The sequence below is a fragment of the Baekduia sp. genome (assembly GCF_035318805.1).
GTDB lineage: Bacteria > Actinomycetota > Thermoleophilia > Solirubrobacterales > Solirubrobacteraceae > Baekduia.
In genome coordinates, this window is record NZ_DATHDY010000087.1 from 1 (window position 1) to 15563 (window position 15563).

Annotated in this window: 13 protein-coding genes; 3 read left to right on the plus strand and 10 right to left on the minus strand. The window is 74.1% G+C overall.

All coding sequences use genetic code 11. From position 1 onward, the window contains the following. Positions 1–159 precede the first annotated feature (159 nt). The gene (locus VK501_RS19045; protein WP_324340149.1) at positions 160–582 is read left to right on the plus strand and encodes a cupin domain-containing protein; all 423 of its coding nucleotides are present in this window, start codon (positions 160–162) and stop codon (positions 580–582) included. A gap of 336 nt (positions 583–918) precedes the next feature. On the opposite strand, the gene VK501_RS19050 is transcribed toward VK501_RS19045, so the two are convergent. The 4 genes from VK501_RS19050 to VK501_RS19065 are packed head-to-tail and all read right to left on the minus strand — an operon-like array spanning position 919 to position 6825. Continuing rightward, positions 919–2493: a metallophosphoesterase family protein gene (locus VK501_RS19050; RefSeq protein ID WP_324340151.1), complete on the minus strand. Its 1575-nt coding sequence runs from the start codon at positions 2491–2493 to the stop codon at positions 919–921. Then, complete coding sequence (locus VK501_RS19055) at positions 2490–4775, minus strand: FtsX-like permease family protein (protein WP_324340152.1); 2286 nt, start codon at positions 4773–4775, stop codon at positions 2490–2492. Before VK501_RS19055 ends, VK501_RS19050 begins: the two co-directional genes overlap by 4 nt. Then, complete coding sequence (locus VK501_RS19060; protein ID WP_324340153.1) at positions 4772–5533, minus strand: ABC transporter ATP-binding protein; 762 nt, start codon at positions 5531–5533, stop codon at positions 4772–4774. The genes VK501_RS19055 and VK501_RS19060 overlap by 4 nt, the downstream gene beginning before the upstream one ends. A 29-nt stretch (positions 5534–5562) precedes the next feature. Next, entirely contained in the window at positions 5563–6825 is a 1263-nt protein-coding gene (locus VK501_RS19065; RefSeq protein ID WP_324340155.1) for a glycoside hydrolase family 3 N-terminal domain-containing protein, read from the minus strand. 35 nt (positions 6826–6860) lie between these two features. Between VK501_RS19065 and VK501_RS19070 the strand changes: the two genes are divergently transcribed. Both VK501_RS19070 and VK501_RS19075 read left to right on the plus strand, forming a co-directional pair. Further along, positions 6861–8141 carry an aspartate kinase gene (locus tag VK501_RS19070; RefSeq protein WP_324340157.1) on the plus strand — a complete coding sequence of 427 codons (1281 nt, stop codon included), beginning with the start codon at positions 6861–6863 and terminating at the stop codon, positions 8139–8141. 2 nt (positions 8142–8143) lie between these two features. Continuing rightward, positions 8144–9187, plus strand: a complete 1044-nt coding sequence (locus tag VK501_RS19075) for an aspartate-semialdehyde dehydrogenase (protein ID WP_349261035.1) — start codon at positions 8144–8146, stop codon at positions 9185–9187. Positions 9188–9271: 84 nt separating this feature from the next. On the opposite strand, the gene VK501_RS19080 is transcribed toward VK501_RS19075, so the two are convergent. From VK501_RS19080 to VK501_RS19105, 6 genes are all read right to left on the minus strand, one after another. After that, positions 9272–10414, minus strand: a complete 1143-nt coding sequence (locus VK501_RS19080) for a PP2C family protein-serine/threonine phosphatase (RefSeq protein ID WP_324340161.1) — start codon at positions 10412–10414, stop codon at positions 9272–9274. Beyond that, positions 10411–11151 (minus strand): alpha/beta fold hydrolase, encoded by a 741-nt coding sequence (locus tag VK501_RS19085; protein WP_414641196.1) that lies wholly within the window; start codon positions 11149–11151, stop codon positions 10411–10413. Before VK501_RS19085 ends, VK501_RS19080 begins: the two co-directional genes overlap by 4 nt. A 121-nt stretch (positions 11152–11272) precedes the next feature. Continuing rightward, a complete protein-coding gene (locus VK501_RS19090) occupies positions 11273–11479 on the minus strand; it encodes a hypothetical protein (protein ID WP_324340164.1) in 207 nt (68 codons plus the stop codon). After that, entirely contained in the window at positions 11476–12399 is a 924-nt protein-coding gene (locus VK501_RS19095; RefSeq protein ID WP_324340166.1) for a CoB--CoM heterodisulfide reductase iron-sulfur subunit B family protein, read from the minus strand. The genes VK501_RS19090 and VK501_RS19095 overlap by 4 nt, the downstream gene beginning before the upstream one ends. Before the next feature lie 52 nt (positions 12400–12451). Next, positions 12452–13633, minus strand: a complete 1182-nt coding sequence (locus VK501_RS19100; protein ID WP_324340168.1) for a succinate dehydrogenase/fumarate reductase iron-sulfur subunit — start codon at positions 13631–13633, stop codon at positions 12452–12454. 2 nt (positions 13634–13635) lie between these two features. Next, entirely contained in the window at positions 13636–15333 is a 1698-nt protein-coding gene (locus VK501_RS19105; protein ID WP_324340170.1) for an FAD-binding protein, read from the minus strand. Between the last annotated feature and the right edge of the window lie 230 nt (positions 15334–15563).

The following is a 15563-nucleotide window of genomic DNA, read 5'->3' on the forward strand; positions in this document are numbered from 1 at the left end:
CACGCCCGGCGTCGCTGCCCGCGTCGGTCTGCGACTGCTCGCCCTGTCCGCCGCGCTGTGGCACAACCAGCAGATCGGCCAGCCCGGACGCCACCTCGCCGCCTACGGATACTGACCGCGATACGGAATCAACCATCTAGGCAGCGTACGCTCGGCGGCATGGCCGAGCCCGACATCACGTTCACCACCATGGATCCCGGCAGCGGGGAGCGGTTCCAGCCGCTGAGGCGCGAGCTGGGCGTCACCGGCTTCGGGATGAACCTTGTCACGCTCGCGCCGCGGCAGCGTGGACGCATCCACGCCCACGACCACCAGGAGGAGGTCTACGTGGTGCTGGAGGGCGAGCTGACGCTGATGGTCGAGGGCGTCGCCCACGTGCTGGCGCGGGGTGGGGTGGTCCGGGTGGGGCCGCCGGTGCGGCGCCAGCTGGTCAACGCCGGAGCGGTGCCGCTCGTGCTGCTGGCGCTGGGCGGCTCGGGCGAGCACGTCGGCCGCGACGGGCGCGCGTGGACGGCGTGGGAGGAGACCGGCGAGGGGCGCTCGCCGCAGGAGGTCCCGCTGCCGGAGGACCTGGAGGCGTGAGGGAGCTGGGCGGCTGGATGAGTTGTTCGACGGCCGGGTTGCTGCGGGAGGCATAGGAGCAGGTCGGCGGTGGCCAAGTCATCACCGTCGATCCGGGAGCGCCATGATGCTCGCCGATCTCGACCGGGCCGGCGGGTGCCGCGAGCGCCGCGGGTCTGCCGCCATCGCCGGGGGGGCGCGGGTGGGCCCGAACGCCGCGGCCCGACCGCGCCAAACAGGCCCACCCCCGCTTCCCAGCGCCGGCGGCAGGCCCCGGCGCCTGCGGGAGACCGACCAACGCCCGCGGCACTCCCGCCGTCGTCGCCGACAGACCACGCGTCCCCGCGCGACCCACTACTAGGCGCGGGCGGCCACCGTGTCGCCCACGCCGAGGCGCTCCGGGGCGGTCTCGGGCGGCAGCGCGCGGGGGACGCCGGGGCGGCGTGGTGCACGCGGCCGGCGTGCGGGGAGATGGAGGCGTACGTTGCGCGTCGACGGCGGGCCGGCGGCGTGGTTGGGCCGCCCGCCCTGCGGGTCGAGGAACGACAGGTCGCGGGCGATGCCGGCCAGCGACCCCTCGTCGTTGGGGCGGCCGGTGTGGTCGACCATCCACGTCTCCAGCGCCACGCCGCCGCCGCGGGTCTCGACCAGACGCAGCGACCGCCACTGCTGCGGCCAGTCGACGATCGAGGCGGTGGTGATCAGCCAGTAACCGCCTGCGCGCGAGCGGCGCGCGGCGATCGCGTTGCGATGGGTATGGCCGGCGAGCACGCCGACGATGCGCGGGTCGGCGTCCAGGACGTCGAGGATCGCGTCGCCGCCCGCGGTGGCGTGCAGCGGCTGGTGGACGGCGACCAAGATGTAGCGGTCGCCCGCCGCGGCCAGCTCGCGCTGCAGCGCGGCGAGCGTCCCGGCGGTGACCAGACCGCCCGAGCCCGCGTCGCGGCGGACGAGATCGAGGACGATCACGCGCAGCGCGTCGCCGACGTCGAAGGCGTAGTCCAGCCGGCCCGTGCTGCCGCGGCGCAGGCGGGCGACGACCTCGGCGGCGTCGAGCTGCGTGCGCGCCGGGTCGGGCGCGACGCGGATCGCGTCGCCGTCGAGGCCGGCGGCCAGCAGCTCGTCGACCTGCGCGCGCGTGGGGCGTGCGCCGCGCAGCGCGCGCAGGAGGTCGGGCGACGGGGTGACCAGCAGACGGTCGCCGGTCGCCGCGGCGCGCGTGGCGGTGGTCGGCGCGATCTCGCCGGCGACCAAGATGTCGTGGTTGCCCAGCACGGGGTGAAACGGCGCGTGCAGGCCCGGGCTGCGCACCGGTCCGACGGCGCGGTGCAGCAGCTCGGGATGGCGCGGGGCGTCGACGCCGGGCCGGTAGTAGAGGGGATCGGGGATCGACGCGGCCTGGACGCCCTGGTAGCCGCGGCGGCCGGAGTCGGGGCGGACGGTCCCGCCGCGCAGCAGCGCGAGGGCCCACGCCAGCTCGTTGCGCTGGGCCGAGTCGACGAGGTCGCCGGTGAGGAGCACGGCCTGCGGTCGCGCGCCGTTGACCGCCTCGACGGTCGCGGCCACGACCTGCGCCGTGAGGGTCTCGTGCCACCGGAAGGCCGCGCCGAGGTCCGGGCCGAGCCGGTCGAGGAACGCGACACGCCCGGGCGACTGCGCGTCGCGGACGTGGAGGTCCGACACCTGGGCGACGGCGGCGAGGACGCGTCCGGGCGCGGCGCGCGGCGCGAGGTCGGTGCGATCGGTCAGCGGCAGGCCGGGACCGCCGTGCAGCAGCCCGTCGCCGTCGGGGTCCACGAGCGTGCGCAGGAGCGTCGAGCCGGGCGCCGCGGAGCCCGCCCCGCCGCCGCAGCCGGCCAGAAGCGCCGCCGCTGCGGCGCTGGACGCCGTGGCGAGCAGCTCGCGTCGAGTGGAGTTGCGGCGACCGCTCATGGCTCCTCCCGGAGCCCGGCCACGACCGGCTCGCGGACGAGGCGGCGGCCGGTCAGCCAGGCGGCGAGCCAGGAGAGAATCAGCAGGCCGCCGCCGACGAGAGCGATCTGGCCGGCGCTCGCGCCCAGCGGCAGGTCGGCGTAGCCGGCGGCGAGGTGCGCCACGAGCGGCGCGAGGACCGCCGCCTCGAGGAGCACGGCGACCGCCAGCGCGGGCACCACCACGGCGCCCGCGGCGCCCGCGAGGAGCCGGCGCAGCGCGCGGGCGTCGGCGCCCGCGGCGCGGAGGGTCGCGACCGCGCCGCGGCGCTCGCGGGCCGTCAGCGCCAGCGCGCTGACCAGGGCGTGCAGGCACACGAGCGCGACCGTCAGCGCGACCACGCGCAGCAGGCCGGCCAGGACGTCGAGGAACGCGCCGTCGTCCCCGGTCGCCCCGCGGACGGGCTCGGCCCGGGCGCCGAGGTCGCGGAGGCCGCGGGCGACGCGGGCGCGGTCGGCGCCCCGGTCCAGGCGCAGCACCATCGGACCGGTGAGCGTGGCGCCGGCCGCGTCGAGGCGGTCGGGCCGCACGTAGGCGACGCGACCCTCGTCCTGCAGCGCACGGACGACGCCGACGACCCGGAAGCGCGCCTCCCGGGGCGCGCGGGGCTGGACGACGAGCGTCGATCCCGGCCGCAGCCCGAGCGCGTCGGCGAGCCCGAGGCCGACCTCCGCTTCGCCTGGTCCGCGGACGCGCCGGCCCGCCGCGAGCGGCGGCGCCTCGAAGCGCGTGTGATCGCCGGGGTAGGCGATCACCTTCAGCGGCGAGCCCAGCGACGACGCGCTGACCGCGTCGAGCGAGAACCGCGGCGCGGTGGCCTGCACGCCGGGGATCGCCTGCACCGCGTCGACCGCGTAGTCGGGCAGCTGCGCGGTCAGCTGGTACCGCTTGCCGAGCGTCGCCGGATCGTCGCGCAGCGCCTGCAGCAGCGAGGCGAGCGCGAGCAGCAGCAGCACGACGCTCGCCGCCGTTCCGAGCACGGCGACGACCGCGGCGAACCGCACGCGCCGCGCCGCGACGAGCCGCACGCCGAGCCCGGCGAGGCCGCCCCGCGCGACGCGCCGGTGCCCCGGCGCCCGCGGGGCGGCCACGTCGCCGCCGCGCAGCAGCGACGCGGGGGCGCGCCGCCCGGCGCGCCAGGCGGGCACGGCGGAGGAGCCGGCCACGAGGCCGATCGCGGCGAGCCACACCGCGCCGAGCAGCGCCGCGATCGTCGGGCCGCCCGGGGCCAGCTCGTTCAAGGACGACAACACGCTCTCCGACGGGTTGCGGGCCACCACGGCGCCGACGGCCAGCCCCAGCGCCGCGGCGGGCGCCGCCACCAGCGCGCCGCGTGCCGCGTGGACCGCCACGACCGCGCCGGGCGTCACGCCCAGCGCTCGCTGCAGGCCGATCCGGTCCAGCGCCCGCTGTACCTCGGACTGCGCGCCCGCGCCGAGCAGCACGCCCGCCAGGCCGGTGGCGACGATCCCGAAGGCCACCAACAACGCGACGACGATGCCGGCGGCCTGCCCGACCAGCGCCTCGACGCCGCTGCGGGTCAGGAAGCGCAGCTGACGCAGCCCGAACGACGACTGCCGGGCGGCGGAGACCAGGACGTCGGAACGCGACTCGTCATGCGCCCACAAGGCCACCATGTTGACCGGGAAGCGGTCGCCGCGCCGGGAGCCGAAGCGGCGCAGCAGCGCCTCCTGGGCGACGGTCACGCGCGCGGTCCTGGCCAGCGGGAACGCCACGTTGTCGGGCGCCACGGAGACGCCCACGATCCGCAGGAGCCCGAGGCGGCCGACGCGCAGGCGATCGCCGACGCCGAGGCCCCAGGCCCGCGCCAGGCCGCGCTCGACCACCACCTCGCGGTCGCGCGCGCCCACGTCGCGTCCGGCGACGATCGCGTAGCCGCGCCGCCCCTCCGGGACCACCTGCACCACGCCGTCCTGGAGCGCATGGCCGTGCGCCGCGAGCCGCACCTGCGTCTGCTCGAAGCGGTACGACGCCGCCGCCAGGTTCGGCAGGTCCCGGACGGCACGGCTCACGTCGGGCAGGTCCTCGGAGTCGAAGCGCGCGACGACCGTCGGGAGGTCGGCCCGCTGCGCGGCGCGGTCGAAGCCCGTCGACAGCGCGTAGGCGACGGTCAGCGCGACGCCGAGCACGAGCCCCGCGGCGGCGATCCCGGTCGCGGTCAGCAGCGTGCGCCCCGGGCGGCCGCGCAGCGAGGCCCACGCCGTGCGCAGCGCGAACGTCATCCCGTCGCGCGCACCTGCCCGTCATCGCCGCGGGCCGAGGTCCGGTCGACGACCAGCGCGCCGCCCTCGAGTCGCAGGACCCGATCCGCTCGCGCGGTCGCCTCGGCCTGGTGCGTGACCATCACGACCGCGCGGCCGCCGTCGGCGATCCCCCGCAGCAGGTCGAGCACGACGTCGCCGGCGGCCACGTCGAGGTTGCCGATCGGCTCGTCGGCGAGCACGAGCGACGGGTCGCCGACCAGCGCCCGCGCCAGTGCGAAGCGCTGCTGCTCGCCGCCCGACAGCTGGTGGGGCCGCAGCGCCGCGACGTCGCGCAGCCCGAGCTGGTCGATCAGCGCGCGTCCCCGCGCCGCCGCAGCCCGCCCGTCGGCGCCCGGCAGCGTCGCGGGCAGCAGGACGTTGGCCTCGCCGTCGAGCTCGGGCAGGAGGTGGAAGAACTGGAAGACGAAGCCGATCTCCTCGCGCCGCAGAGCGCTCAGCTCGCGCTCCGACGGCCGGCCGTCGCGCGGTCCCGCGACCCACCGGCCGCCGACCTCCACCGTCCCGGCATCCGCGCGGTCCAGCCCGCCGAGCAGCTGCAACAGCGTGGACTTGCCGCTCCCCGATCGCCCGACGATGGCCAGCAGCTCGCCGGGGCGCACGTCGAGGTCGACGCGGTCGAGGATGCGCCGCTGTCCGCGGCCGGACCCGTGGACCTTCACGAGCCCGCGGGCGCGGAGGACCGCGCCGTCGGGGGTGGGGCGGGGGTGGGGCGTCATGCCGCCCGTCCAGTGTGACCCCTCGTGGCTCAGCGCACGCCGTATTGGGCGCGCAGGAGGCTGACCCGCCGCAGCGCCTCGGCCACGCGCACGGACGGCAGGTCGCCGCTCCGTAGGGCGCGCACGACCGCGCGCCAGGCCGCCTCCTGGGCGGCGGCGTCGCCCGGGATCCACAGCAGGTCGCAGCCGGCCTTCACCGCTGCGACGGCCAGCTCGGCGACCGGCCGGCCCGTCGCCAGCGACGCCGCCGCGAGGTCGCCGCTGACGATCACGCCGCCGAACTTCAAGTCGTCGCGCAGCTGCGCGACGACCTCGGGCAGCAGCGTCGCGGGCGTGACGCCGTCGAACGCGACGTAGGTCGCGCTGCTGAGCTGGATCGCCGGCGCGCTCGCGGCGAGGGAGGCGAACGGCCGCAGGTCGCGCCCCCGCAGCTCGTCCATCGACAGGCCGACGGTCGCCGGCCCCTCGACGGGGTCGCCCGACGCCGCCCCCTCGCCGGGGAAGTGCCCGGGGGCGGGCGCCACGCCGCCCCGCTTCCACCCGGCCACGGCCGCGCTCGCCATGGCGGTCACGTCGTCGGGATCGTCGGAGTACGCCAGGCCCTCCCAGGGACCGCCGGGCGTCGAGGTGTCGGCCACCGGCGCGAGCACCAGGCGGATCCCGAGCGTGTGCAGCACCTTGCCCGCGCCGAGCGCGGCCCGCTGCGCCGCCGCCGCGTCGGCCGCGGCCGACGGCAGCGCCGAGCCGACCGGGACCGCGTCGTAGTCGCCGCCCAGCTGCGAGGCCGCGATCACGGGCACCACGTGGCGGGCGCGCTGCGCGGCGCCGCGCAGCCGGCCGACCAGGCCGGCCACCTGCTGCGGCGAGCTGCCGTTGCCCGGCTCCAGCACCACGCCGCCCCATTCGTGCGCGCCGACCTGGCGCAGCACGGCGGGCCCGGCGGCGGTCCCGCCGAAGCCGATGAGGAAGAGGCGCGCGGCCGAGCGCGAGGCGCCGGCGGGCAGCCCACCGGCGGCCGGCTCGGGCGCGGGCGCGGGCGGCGCTGCGGCGGCGGACGCGGCACCCGCCCCGGCGGCGCGCGGCGCGGTGCCCTCCTCCTGCGCCTGCTCGAGCACCGGCGCCAGCGCATCGAGGAGCCCCGTCTGCCCACCGCCGCCGGTCGTCGTCGCGCCGAAGGACGACCCGCCCTCGGGGACCGCCGAGCTGCCGTCGCCCCCGCCGAGCGCGAGCACCAGGACGACGACGACCGCCGCGACTCCCCCGACCAGGCCGATGGGCAGCCACCGGGTCATGACGCTGCGCCCGCAGCCTCTAGCATTGCGCGTCCATGTCGGGCACCGTCGTCATGAAGTTCGGAGGAACCTCCGTCGCCGATGCGGCGCGCCTCAAGCGCGCCGCCGAACGCATCGTCGCCAAGCGGGAGGCCGGCCAGCACGTGGTCGTCGTCCTCAGCGCGCGCGGCAAGGAGACCGACCGGCTCATCGCCGACGCGTTCGAGATCTCCCCGCAGCCCGATCCGCGGGAGATGGACATGCTCCTCTCCACCGGAGAGCGGGTGTCGTGTGCGCTGTGTGCGATGGCGATCAACGATCTTGGACATCGGGCGATCTCGCTGACCGGATCGCAGGCGGGCATCGTGACGGACACGAGCCACACCAAGGCTCGCATTCTGGAGGTTCGTGCGGACCGTATCCGGGCCGCCCTGGACGAGGATTCCATCGTCCTGGTCGCCGGCTTCCAGGGCGTCAGCACCGCCAAGGACGTCACGACGCTCGGCCGCGGCGGCTCGGACACGACCGCCGTCGCCCTGGCGGCCGCCATCGGCGCCGACGAGTGCGAGATCTACACCGACGTTCCCGGTGTCTTCTCGGCCGACCCGCGCATCGTGCCCGACGCGCGCAAGCTCGGTGTCGTGTCGTTCGACGAGATGCTCGAGATGGCCGCCTCCGGCGCCGGCGTGCTGCAGCTGCGCAGCGTCGAGTACGCGCGCAACCACGGCGTGCGCATCCACTGCCGCTCGAGCTTCGACGACTCCGACGGCACCTTCGTCGTCTCCGAGGACGAGGCCAAGGACAAGGACAACATGGAGCACCCCCTCATCACCGCCGTCACCCACTCGCGTGGCGAGGCGCGCGTGACGCTGATCGGCCTGCCCGACACGCCCGGCGTCGCCGGCCGCGTGACGACGGCGCTGGCCGACGCCGGCGTGAACATCGACATGATCATCCAGAACGAGCCGCGGACCGCGGGCGCGCTGGCCGAGCTGTCGTTCACCGTCCCGCGCGACGACGTCGACGCCGCCCGCCGCGCGCTGCAGCCGATCGCCAGCGAGCTGGGGATCACGGTCGAGACTGATGACGCGATGGGCAAGGTGTCGATCGTCGGCGCCGGCATGAAGTCGCACCCGGGCGTCGCGGCGAAGGTGTTCACCGTCCTGGGCGCGCAGGAGATCAACATCGAGATGATCTCGACCTCGCCGATCCGCATCTCCTGCGTCGTGCCGGTCGACAAGGTCGAGGCGGCCGTCAAGGCGCTCCACACCGCCTTCGACCTGCAGGGCGCGGACACGATCCGCCCGGAGCAGCCGTTCGGGGAGTTCGCCACATGACCCTGTACCGCGTTGCCGTGGTCGGCGCCACGGGCGCCGTCGGGACCGAGATGCGCCGCCTGCTGCGCGATCGCGCGTACCCGGCCGCCGAGATCGTGCCGTTCGCCTCGGAGCGCTCGGCGGGCCGGCAGCTCGACGACGGCCTCGTCGTCCAGGGCCTCGCCGACGACGAGCGCCTGGACGGCTTCGACGTCGCGATCTTCAGCGCCGGCGGCTCCATCTCGAAGGAGTGGGCGCCGCGGTTCGCCGCCCACGGAGCGATCGTGGTGGACAACTCCAGCGCCTTTCGCATGGACCCCGACGTCCCGCTGGTCGTCTCGGAGGTCAACCCGGACGCCCTCGACCACATCAACAAGGGCATCGTCGCCAACCCGAACTGCACGACGATGGCGATCATGCCGCCGCTGCACGCGCTGCACGACGAGTACGGGCTGACCGCGATGGTCGCCACGAGCTTCCAGGCCGCCGGCGGCGCCGGGCAGAAGGGCATGGACGAGCTGATCGAGCAGGTCCCCGGCCTGCTGGCCGACCCCTACGCCCTGCAGACCCGGGGCGCGAGCGCCGCCGCGAAGGTGGCCAACACCGCCGTCTTCGGCAAGCCGCTGGCCTTCAACGTCGTGCCGCTGCTGGGCACCGACACGGGCAACGGCTACACCGACGAGGAGATGAAGCTCCAGAACGAGTCGCGGAAGATCCTCGGGATCCCGGCGCTCGCGGTGTCGCCCACGTGCGTCCGCGTCCCGGTCATGGTGGGCCACGCGATCGAGGTCCGCGCGACGTTCGAACGCGAGCCGTCCGTCGCCCGCGCCCTCGAGGTCATGGGCGCCCACCAGGGCGTCGAGCTCGACGACGTGCCCACCCCCCTGGAGTGGGCCGGGCGCGACGAGGTGGCCGTCGGCCGGGTCCGTGCCGACCTCGGCGACCCGAAGTCGCTGAACCTCTTCGTCGTGGGCGACAACCTGCTCAAGGGCGCCGCGCTGAACACGGTGCAGATCGCCGAGCTGCTGCACGAGCGCGGCCTGCTGAGCGCGCGCGCCGCGGCCTAGGGGAACGCTGGCCCAGAGGGCCAGGTTCCCTTGCGGGTGTTCGCCCAGGGGGCGAAACCCGCGGCCTGTTAGCGACCCGCGCTCCTAGGCCGGCGGCGCCCAGCGCAGCGCGACGACGCAGACGTCGTCGCTCGTGCGCCGCTCGGCGAGCATGGCGCGCGTCAGGTCCGCCGCGAGCGCGGCGGCGGGCCGGTCGCGCCGGGCGTCGATCTCCGCCAGCAGCCCGTCCAGCCCCATCTGCAGCGGCCGGTCGACGCGCTCGATGAGTCCGTCGGTGAAGAGCACCAACATGCTGTCCGGCCTCAGCGTCACGCCTGCCTGGGCGCGCGGCTCCGGGTCCAGCGTCGCGTCCAGCGGGGCGGAGCGCCCGCCCCACAGGAACTCCGGCGCGTCGCCGGGCGCGGCGAGCGCCGGCGGCAGGTGGCCGGCGGAGGCGATCGTCAGCGCGCCGCTGTCGAGGTCCAGGCGCGCGTAGGTCAGCGTGGTCATCTGCCCGATCGCGTGGCGGCGCGCGTAGCGGTCCAGCGCCTCGAGCAGCGCTCCCGGCTCCAGCCCCGTGCCCGCCAGCGCGCGGACGGCGCTGCGCAGCTGGCCCATCGTCGTGGCGGCGACGATGCCGCGGCCCACGACGTCGCCCACGACCAGCGCGATCGCGCGCTCTCCAAGCGCGAACGCGTCGTACCAGTCGCCGCCGACCTCGAGGCCGGTGACGGCGGGCAGGTACTCGACGCCGAGGTCCAGCGCCGGGTCCTGCGGGATCTCGCCGGCCAGCAGCCCGCGCTGCAGCTGCGCGGCGATCTCGTGCTCGCGGTCGCGGGCGCGGATCAGCTCGCGCTCGTAGCTGCGCCGGTCGGTCGCGTCGAAGACGGTGGTGCGGATCGCGCGCGGCGCTCCCTGCGCGTCGTGGCGCAGGACCGAGTTGACGAGCGCCGGGAGCACCGTGCCGTCGGCGCGGACGAGGTCGACCGCGATCTCGCGCACGTGCCCCTGGATCTGCAGCAGCGGCGCGTAGTGCGTCTCGTGGTAGATCCGCCCGCCGACGCTCAGGAGGTCCTGGAAGCGCCGCTGGCCGACCAGCTCGGCGCGGTCGAAGCCCGTCAGCGCCTCCAGCGTCCGGTTGACCTTGACGATCGTGCCGTCCAGCCGCGTGGTCAGATAGCCGCACGGCGCGTTCTCGAAGAGCTCCTCGGGCGAGTCCTCGGGAAGCTCGTCGTCGTCGCCGCTCACGAGTCGAGGAACGCGCGGATCGCCTCTGCGGTCTCCTCCGGCGCGCTGAGGTTCGGGCAGTGGCCCGTGGCGACCAGCTGCACCAGCTCGCTGTCGGGAAGGTGGCGATGGACGTAGGCGCCGACGCCCTCGGGGGCGATGATGTCCGACGAGCACTGCAGGACGAGCGTGCGGACGGGCACGCGGGGCAGGTCGGCGCGGTTGTCGGACAGGAACGTCACGCGCGCGAAGTGCCGGGCGATCTCGGGGTCGGTCGCGCAGAACAGCTCGGTCAGCTCCTCGCCGAGCTCGGGCCGGTCGTCGTTGCCCATGATCGCGGGCGCCATGGCGCTCGACCAGCCGAGGTAGTTGCCCTCCAGCGAGGTAAGCAGCTCGTCGACGTCGGCCCGCGAGAAGCCGCCGACGTAGTCGCCGTCGTCGATGTAGCGCGGCGACGGGCCGACCATCACCAAGCGCGAGAAGCGCTCAGGCTCCCGCGCGACCGCCAGCGCCCCGATCATCGCGCTGACCGAGTGGCCGACGAGCACGGCCTCGCGGAGGTCGAGCTCGTGCACGACCTCCAGGATGTCGGCGGCGTAGCCGTCCAGCGAAGCGTACCGCTCGGGGTCGAAGGCGCGGTGGTCCGAGCGCCCGTGGCCGACGTAGTCCATCAGGATCACGCGGTGGTCGGCGGCGAACGCCGGCCAGACCGATCGCCACATGTTCTGGTCGCAGCCGAAGCCGTGGGCGAAGAGCATCGGGCGCCCCTCGGCCGATCCGCGCACCTGGACGTTGTTGCGCTCCAGCGCCGTCGTCACTGCGGCGATGCTACTGCGCCGCGCTAGTCCGGCCTACGCCTACTGCTCGTCGGGCCTACGCCTACTGCTCGTCGTCGGCGACGGGCGGGATGCTCCGCTTCAGGCGCTCCCGGGCGGCGTCGACGTCCAGCGCGAACGGGGTGTCGCCCGCGACGTCGTCGGCCGGGATGATCGTGCGGGGTCCGTCGGCGCGCGGGGCGCGCCGGCGGCGCCGAGGCGGGGCCTCGGACGCCGTCGGCGCGCCGCGCAGCAGGTTGCGGAGCTTCACCAGCCGCCGTCGCCGGCGCCCACGCCCGCGATGACCGACGTCGACCAGTCGATGACCGACGTGGGCTTGACGACGTGACGCTGGAGGCCGATCTCCTTGGGGCTGAGCCCGAGGGCGAGCCCGACGAGCTGCGGCAGGTGCAGGACCGGCATGTCGAGGTCGCGGCCGACGACGCTCTCGGCCAGCGGCTGCTGCAGGTCCAGGTTGAGGTGGCACAGCGGGCACGGCGTGACGACGCAGTCGGCGTCGGCGTCGGCCGCGTCGCCGAGGTGGCGCCCGGCCTGCTTCAGCGACGCCTCCTTGTTCATGGTGATGATCGGGAAGCCGCAGCACTTGTGCGAGCCGGCGTAGTCGATCACGGTGCCGCCGAGCGCCTCGATGACGAGCCCGAGGTACGTGTCGCGCGGGTTCTCGTCGTCGATGCCGAGGCGATCGGTCGGACGCACGATGTAGCAGCCGTAGAACGGGCCGACCTTCAGCCCGGTCAGCGGGCGCTTGACGCGCTTGCGCAGCTCGTCGAGCCCCAGCTCCTCCACCAGCACCCAGAGGAAGTTCTTGTTGGCCAGGCCCGGCTCGTACTGCAGGCCGCCGTGCTTCTCCAGCGTGCCGTTGATGACGTCGCGGTACTCGGTCGACGCGTCGAGGCGCTCCTGGCACTCGCCCTGCGCGCCCTGGCACGTCGAGCAGATGTTCATCATCAGCTCGGCGCCCTCGACCTGCTGGGCGAGCGCGAACGTGCGGGCGTTCAGGGTGTCGGCCAGCTCCTGGTTGTGCTCGGCGATGACGCCGGCGCCGGTGCAGCATGCGCGGTCGAGCTCGACGAGCTCGATGTCCAGCAGCGGCGCGACCTGCGCCATCGAGCCGTGCAGCTCCGGGGTGAAGCCGCGGCTGACGCAGCCAGGCCAGTACGCAACCTTCATCAGCGATTGTCCTTCCGCGACATGCGCGCTTCGGTTGTGCCCGCGACCTTCATCACGCGTTGTCCTCCGACGTCGTATCCCCGGTGGCTTCGACGCGTTCGCTGACGTTCTCAGCGTTGGCCTCGTCGGTGCCCGAGATGTACAGGTTGAACTCGATCCGCTCGTCGCGGCTCTCGATCTCGTCGTAGATGGCCTGGACCTGCTTGAGGTCCGCCGACGGGATCTTGTGCGGCTTCAGCGCGGCCATCGGCGTCACCTTGCGACGCAGCACCGCCTTGGTGATGGCCGGCAGCGAGGCGGCCAGCTCCAGGCCGGCCGGCGGCGCGAACTTGCCGAACCACGAGTTGCCGCCGTAGGAGCGCGGCAGCAGCTCCGCTTCCCAGAGCAATCCGTAGTTCTTGACGAGCGTGACGAAGGCCGCCTCGTGGCGCTCGCCGTTGTTGCGGTCCTTGATGTGGTGGTCGCTGCCGGCCCGGCGGCGCAGCCGCATGATCTGGTTCATCGGGGCGACGCCCTTGGGGCATGCCTCGATGCACTTGAAGCAGTGCGTGCAGTCGTAGATGCCATGGGGATCCTCGGCCAGGTCCATCAGCCGCTCGCGCTGCTCGGCGTCGCGCGGGTCGCCGACGAAGCGGTAGGCCTTCGCCAGGGCGGCCGGGCCGATGAACAGCGGGTCGACCTCCATCGCGAGGCAGTCCGAGACACAGGCGCCGCACTGGATGCAGGCCATCGTCTGCGTGACGTCGACCATCGACTCGCGGTCGACGATGTACTCGCGCTCGGGGATCGGCTCCTTGTTGATGAGCCACGGCGTGACGCGCTGGACCTTCTTCCAGTGGACGGCGTCCATGTCCACGATGAGGTCCTTGATGACGGGCATGTTGCCCATCGGCTCGATCTCGATGACGCCGTCACGCGAGGTGGCCAGCGCCTTGTCGAGGTGCGTGTGGCACGCCAGGCCGGGCTGGCCGTTGACGCGCACGCCGCACGAGCCGCAGATCGCGGCCTTGCAGGAGCAGCGGATGCCGATCGAGCCGTCGAAGCGGCCCTTGGCCTGCAGGATCCCCTCGAGCACAGAACGGTGGGGCTCCAGCTCGATGGTGTGCTCGGCCCAGTACGGCGCTTCGCCCGACTCGGGATCGAAGCGGCGGATGCGCAGCGTGAAGCTCTCGGACTTGTCGGCGTGCGCCGGGTTGGCGACGGTGTCTTCGGGGGTGAGGGGTTCGGCGGCCATGGCTAGTACTTCCTCTCCTCGGGCTGCCATTGGGTGATGGTGACAGGGGCGTAGCCGATGCTCGGCTCGTCGCTCCCGTTGCGCGAGAGGGTGATGTGCTTCATCCACTCGTCGTCGTTGCGTTCCGGGTAGTCGATGCGGTACTGCGCACCGCGCGACTCCTTGCGCTCGATCGCGCCCACGACCGTGCACTCGGCGCAGTCGAGCATGTACCCCAGCTCGATCGCTCCGAGCACGTCCTGGTTGAAGACGCTGCCCTTGTCGTCGACGTAGGCGGTCTTGGCCTCCTCCTTGAGCCGGCGGACGACCTCGAGCGCGTGCTCCAGGCCGGCCTGCTCGCGGAAGACCGCGACGTTGCGGTTCATCTCGGTGCCGAGCTCGTCCTTGATCTCCGAGAGGCGGCGCCCGGTGCGGGGGCGCTCGATGATCGAGTCGATCCACGCCTGCTCCTGGTCGATGCGCGCCTGGCCGCCGGTCTCGGGCATCGGGATGCCCCTGGCCCGGTTGGCGGCGTGCTCGCCGGCGCGGCGGCCGAAGATCAGCGTGTCCAGCAGCGAGTTGGCGCCGAGGCGGTTGCCGCCGTGGACCGAGACGCAGGCGCACTCGCCCGCGGCGTAGAGGCCCTCGATCTGCGTCGCGCCCCAGATGTCGGTCTTGATGCCGCCCATGATGTAGTGCTGGCCGGGGCGGATCAGGATCGGCTCGCGCGTGATGTCGACGCCGGCGAAGTCCTTGCCGATGTTGACGATCTCACGCAGCGCCTCGAGCGTGCGCTTCTTGGGGACGACGGTGATGTCGAGGTAGATGCCGACGCCGCCGGGCCCGACGCCGCGGCCCTCGTTGATCTCGGTCTGCTCGGCGCGGGAGACGACGTCGCGCGACGCCAGCTCCATCTTGTTGGGCGCGTACTTCTCCATGAAGCGCTCGCCGTCGGCGTTGAGCAGGTGCGCGCCCTCGCCGCGGGCGCCCTCGGTGATGAGGAAGCCGTTCTCGACCAGGCAGGTCGGGTGGTACTGGACCATCTCCATGTCCATGAGCGGCGCGCCGAGGCGGTAGGCCTGGGCAATGCCGTCGCCGGTGCAGATGAGGCCGTTGGTCGTCGGCTTGAAGGCCTGGCCGGCGCCGCCGGTCGCCAGGATGACGTTCTTGGCGGTGAAGGCCTCGAGCTTGCCGGTGCGGATGTCGCGGGCGATGCACCCGGTGACCGCGCCGGTCTCGTCCTGCAGCAGCGAGGTCGTGAACCACTCCTCGTAGCGGTCGACGCGCTCGTGGTACTTCATGAGCTGCTCGTAGAGCACGTGGAGGATCGCCTGGCCGGTGATGTCGGCGACGTAGGCGGTGCGCTTCATCGACGCGCCACCGAAGGCGCGCAGGTCCAGGTTGCCGGTCTCGTTGCGGTGGAAGGTGACGCCGATGTGCTCGAGGTGCATGACCTCGTGCGGGGCTTCCTCGCACATGACCTCGATCGCGTCCTGGTCTCCGATGAAGTCGGAGCCCTTGACGGTGTCGTAGGCGTGCGAGCGCCAGTCGTCGGCGGGGTTGATGGCGGCGTTGATGCCACCGGCGGCGGCGACGGAATGCGAGCGGACCGGGTGGACCTTGCTCATGATCGCGACCGATGCGCCGGCGTCCGCGGCAGCCAGAGCGGCCCGCTGGCCGGCCAGGCCGGCGCCGAGGATGAGGACGTCATGTGCAGGCATGTATGCGGCTCTTCGTCTCGAAGTTCGGGGGCATGGACTGTATACGGCGGCCGGGTTTAGGCACGCCTACGTCCGGGGTCCCGTCGAAGCCCGATCCGTCTCCTCGATCGCCGCGCGCAGGGCGCCGACCGCCGCCGGCGCGGCCGGCTCGGGCAGGTTCGCGTAGCCGGCGACCAGGCCGGCGCGGCCCGGTGCGCCCAGCGCCTCGAGGGCGACGCCGCGGGCCCCGG

What these genes read in the sequence shown, in the direction of transcription:
- VK501_RS19045 (WP_324340149.1), top strand. Translation starts at nt 160, where the DNA reads ATGGCCGAGCCCGACATCACGTTCACCACCATGGATCCCGGCAGCGGG.
- VK501_RS19050 (WP_324340151.1), bottom strand. Translation starts at nt 2,493, where the DNA reads ATGAGCGGTCGCCGCAACTCCACTCGACGCGAGCTGCTCGCCACGGCG.
- VK501_RS19055 (WP_324340152.1), bottom strand. Translation starts at nt 4,775, where the DNA reads ATGACGTTCGCGCTGCGCACGGCGTGGGCCTCGCTGCGCGGCCGCCCG.
- VK501_RS19060 (WP_324340153.1), bottom strand. Translation starts at nt 5,533, where the DNA reads ATGACGCCCCACCCCCGCCCCACCCCCGACGGCGCGGTCCTCCGCGCC.
- VK501_RS19065 (WP_324340155.1), bottom strand. Translation starts at nt 6,825, where the DNA reads ATGACCCGGTGGCTGCCCATCGGCCTGGTCGGGGGAGTCGCGGCGGTC.
- VK501_RS19070 (WP_324340157.1), top strand. Translation starts at nt 6,861, where the DNA reads ATGTCGGGCACCGTCGTCATGAAGTTCGGAGGAACCTCCGTCGCCGAT.
- VK501_RS19085 (WP_414641196.1), bottom strand. Translation starts at nt 11,151, where the DNA reads ATGCTCTTCGCCCACGGCTTCGGCTGCGACCAGAACATGTGGCGATCG.
- VK501_RS19095 (WP_324340166.1), bottom strand. Translation starts at nt 12,399, where the DNA reads ATGAAGGTTGCGTACTGGCCTGGCTGCGTCAGCCGCGGCTTCACCCCG.
- VK501_RS19100 (WP_324340168.1), bottom strand. Translation starts at nt 13,633, where the DNA reads ATGGCCGCCGAACCCCTCACCCCCGAAGACACCGTCGCCAACCCGGCG.
- VK501_RS19105 (WP_324340170.1), bottom strand. Translation starts at nt 15,333, where the DNA reads ATGCCTGCACATGACGTCCTCATCCTCGGCGCCGGCCTGGCCGGCCAG.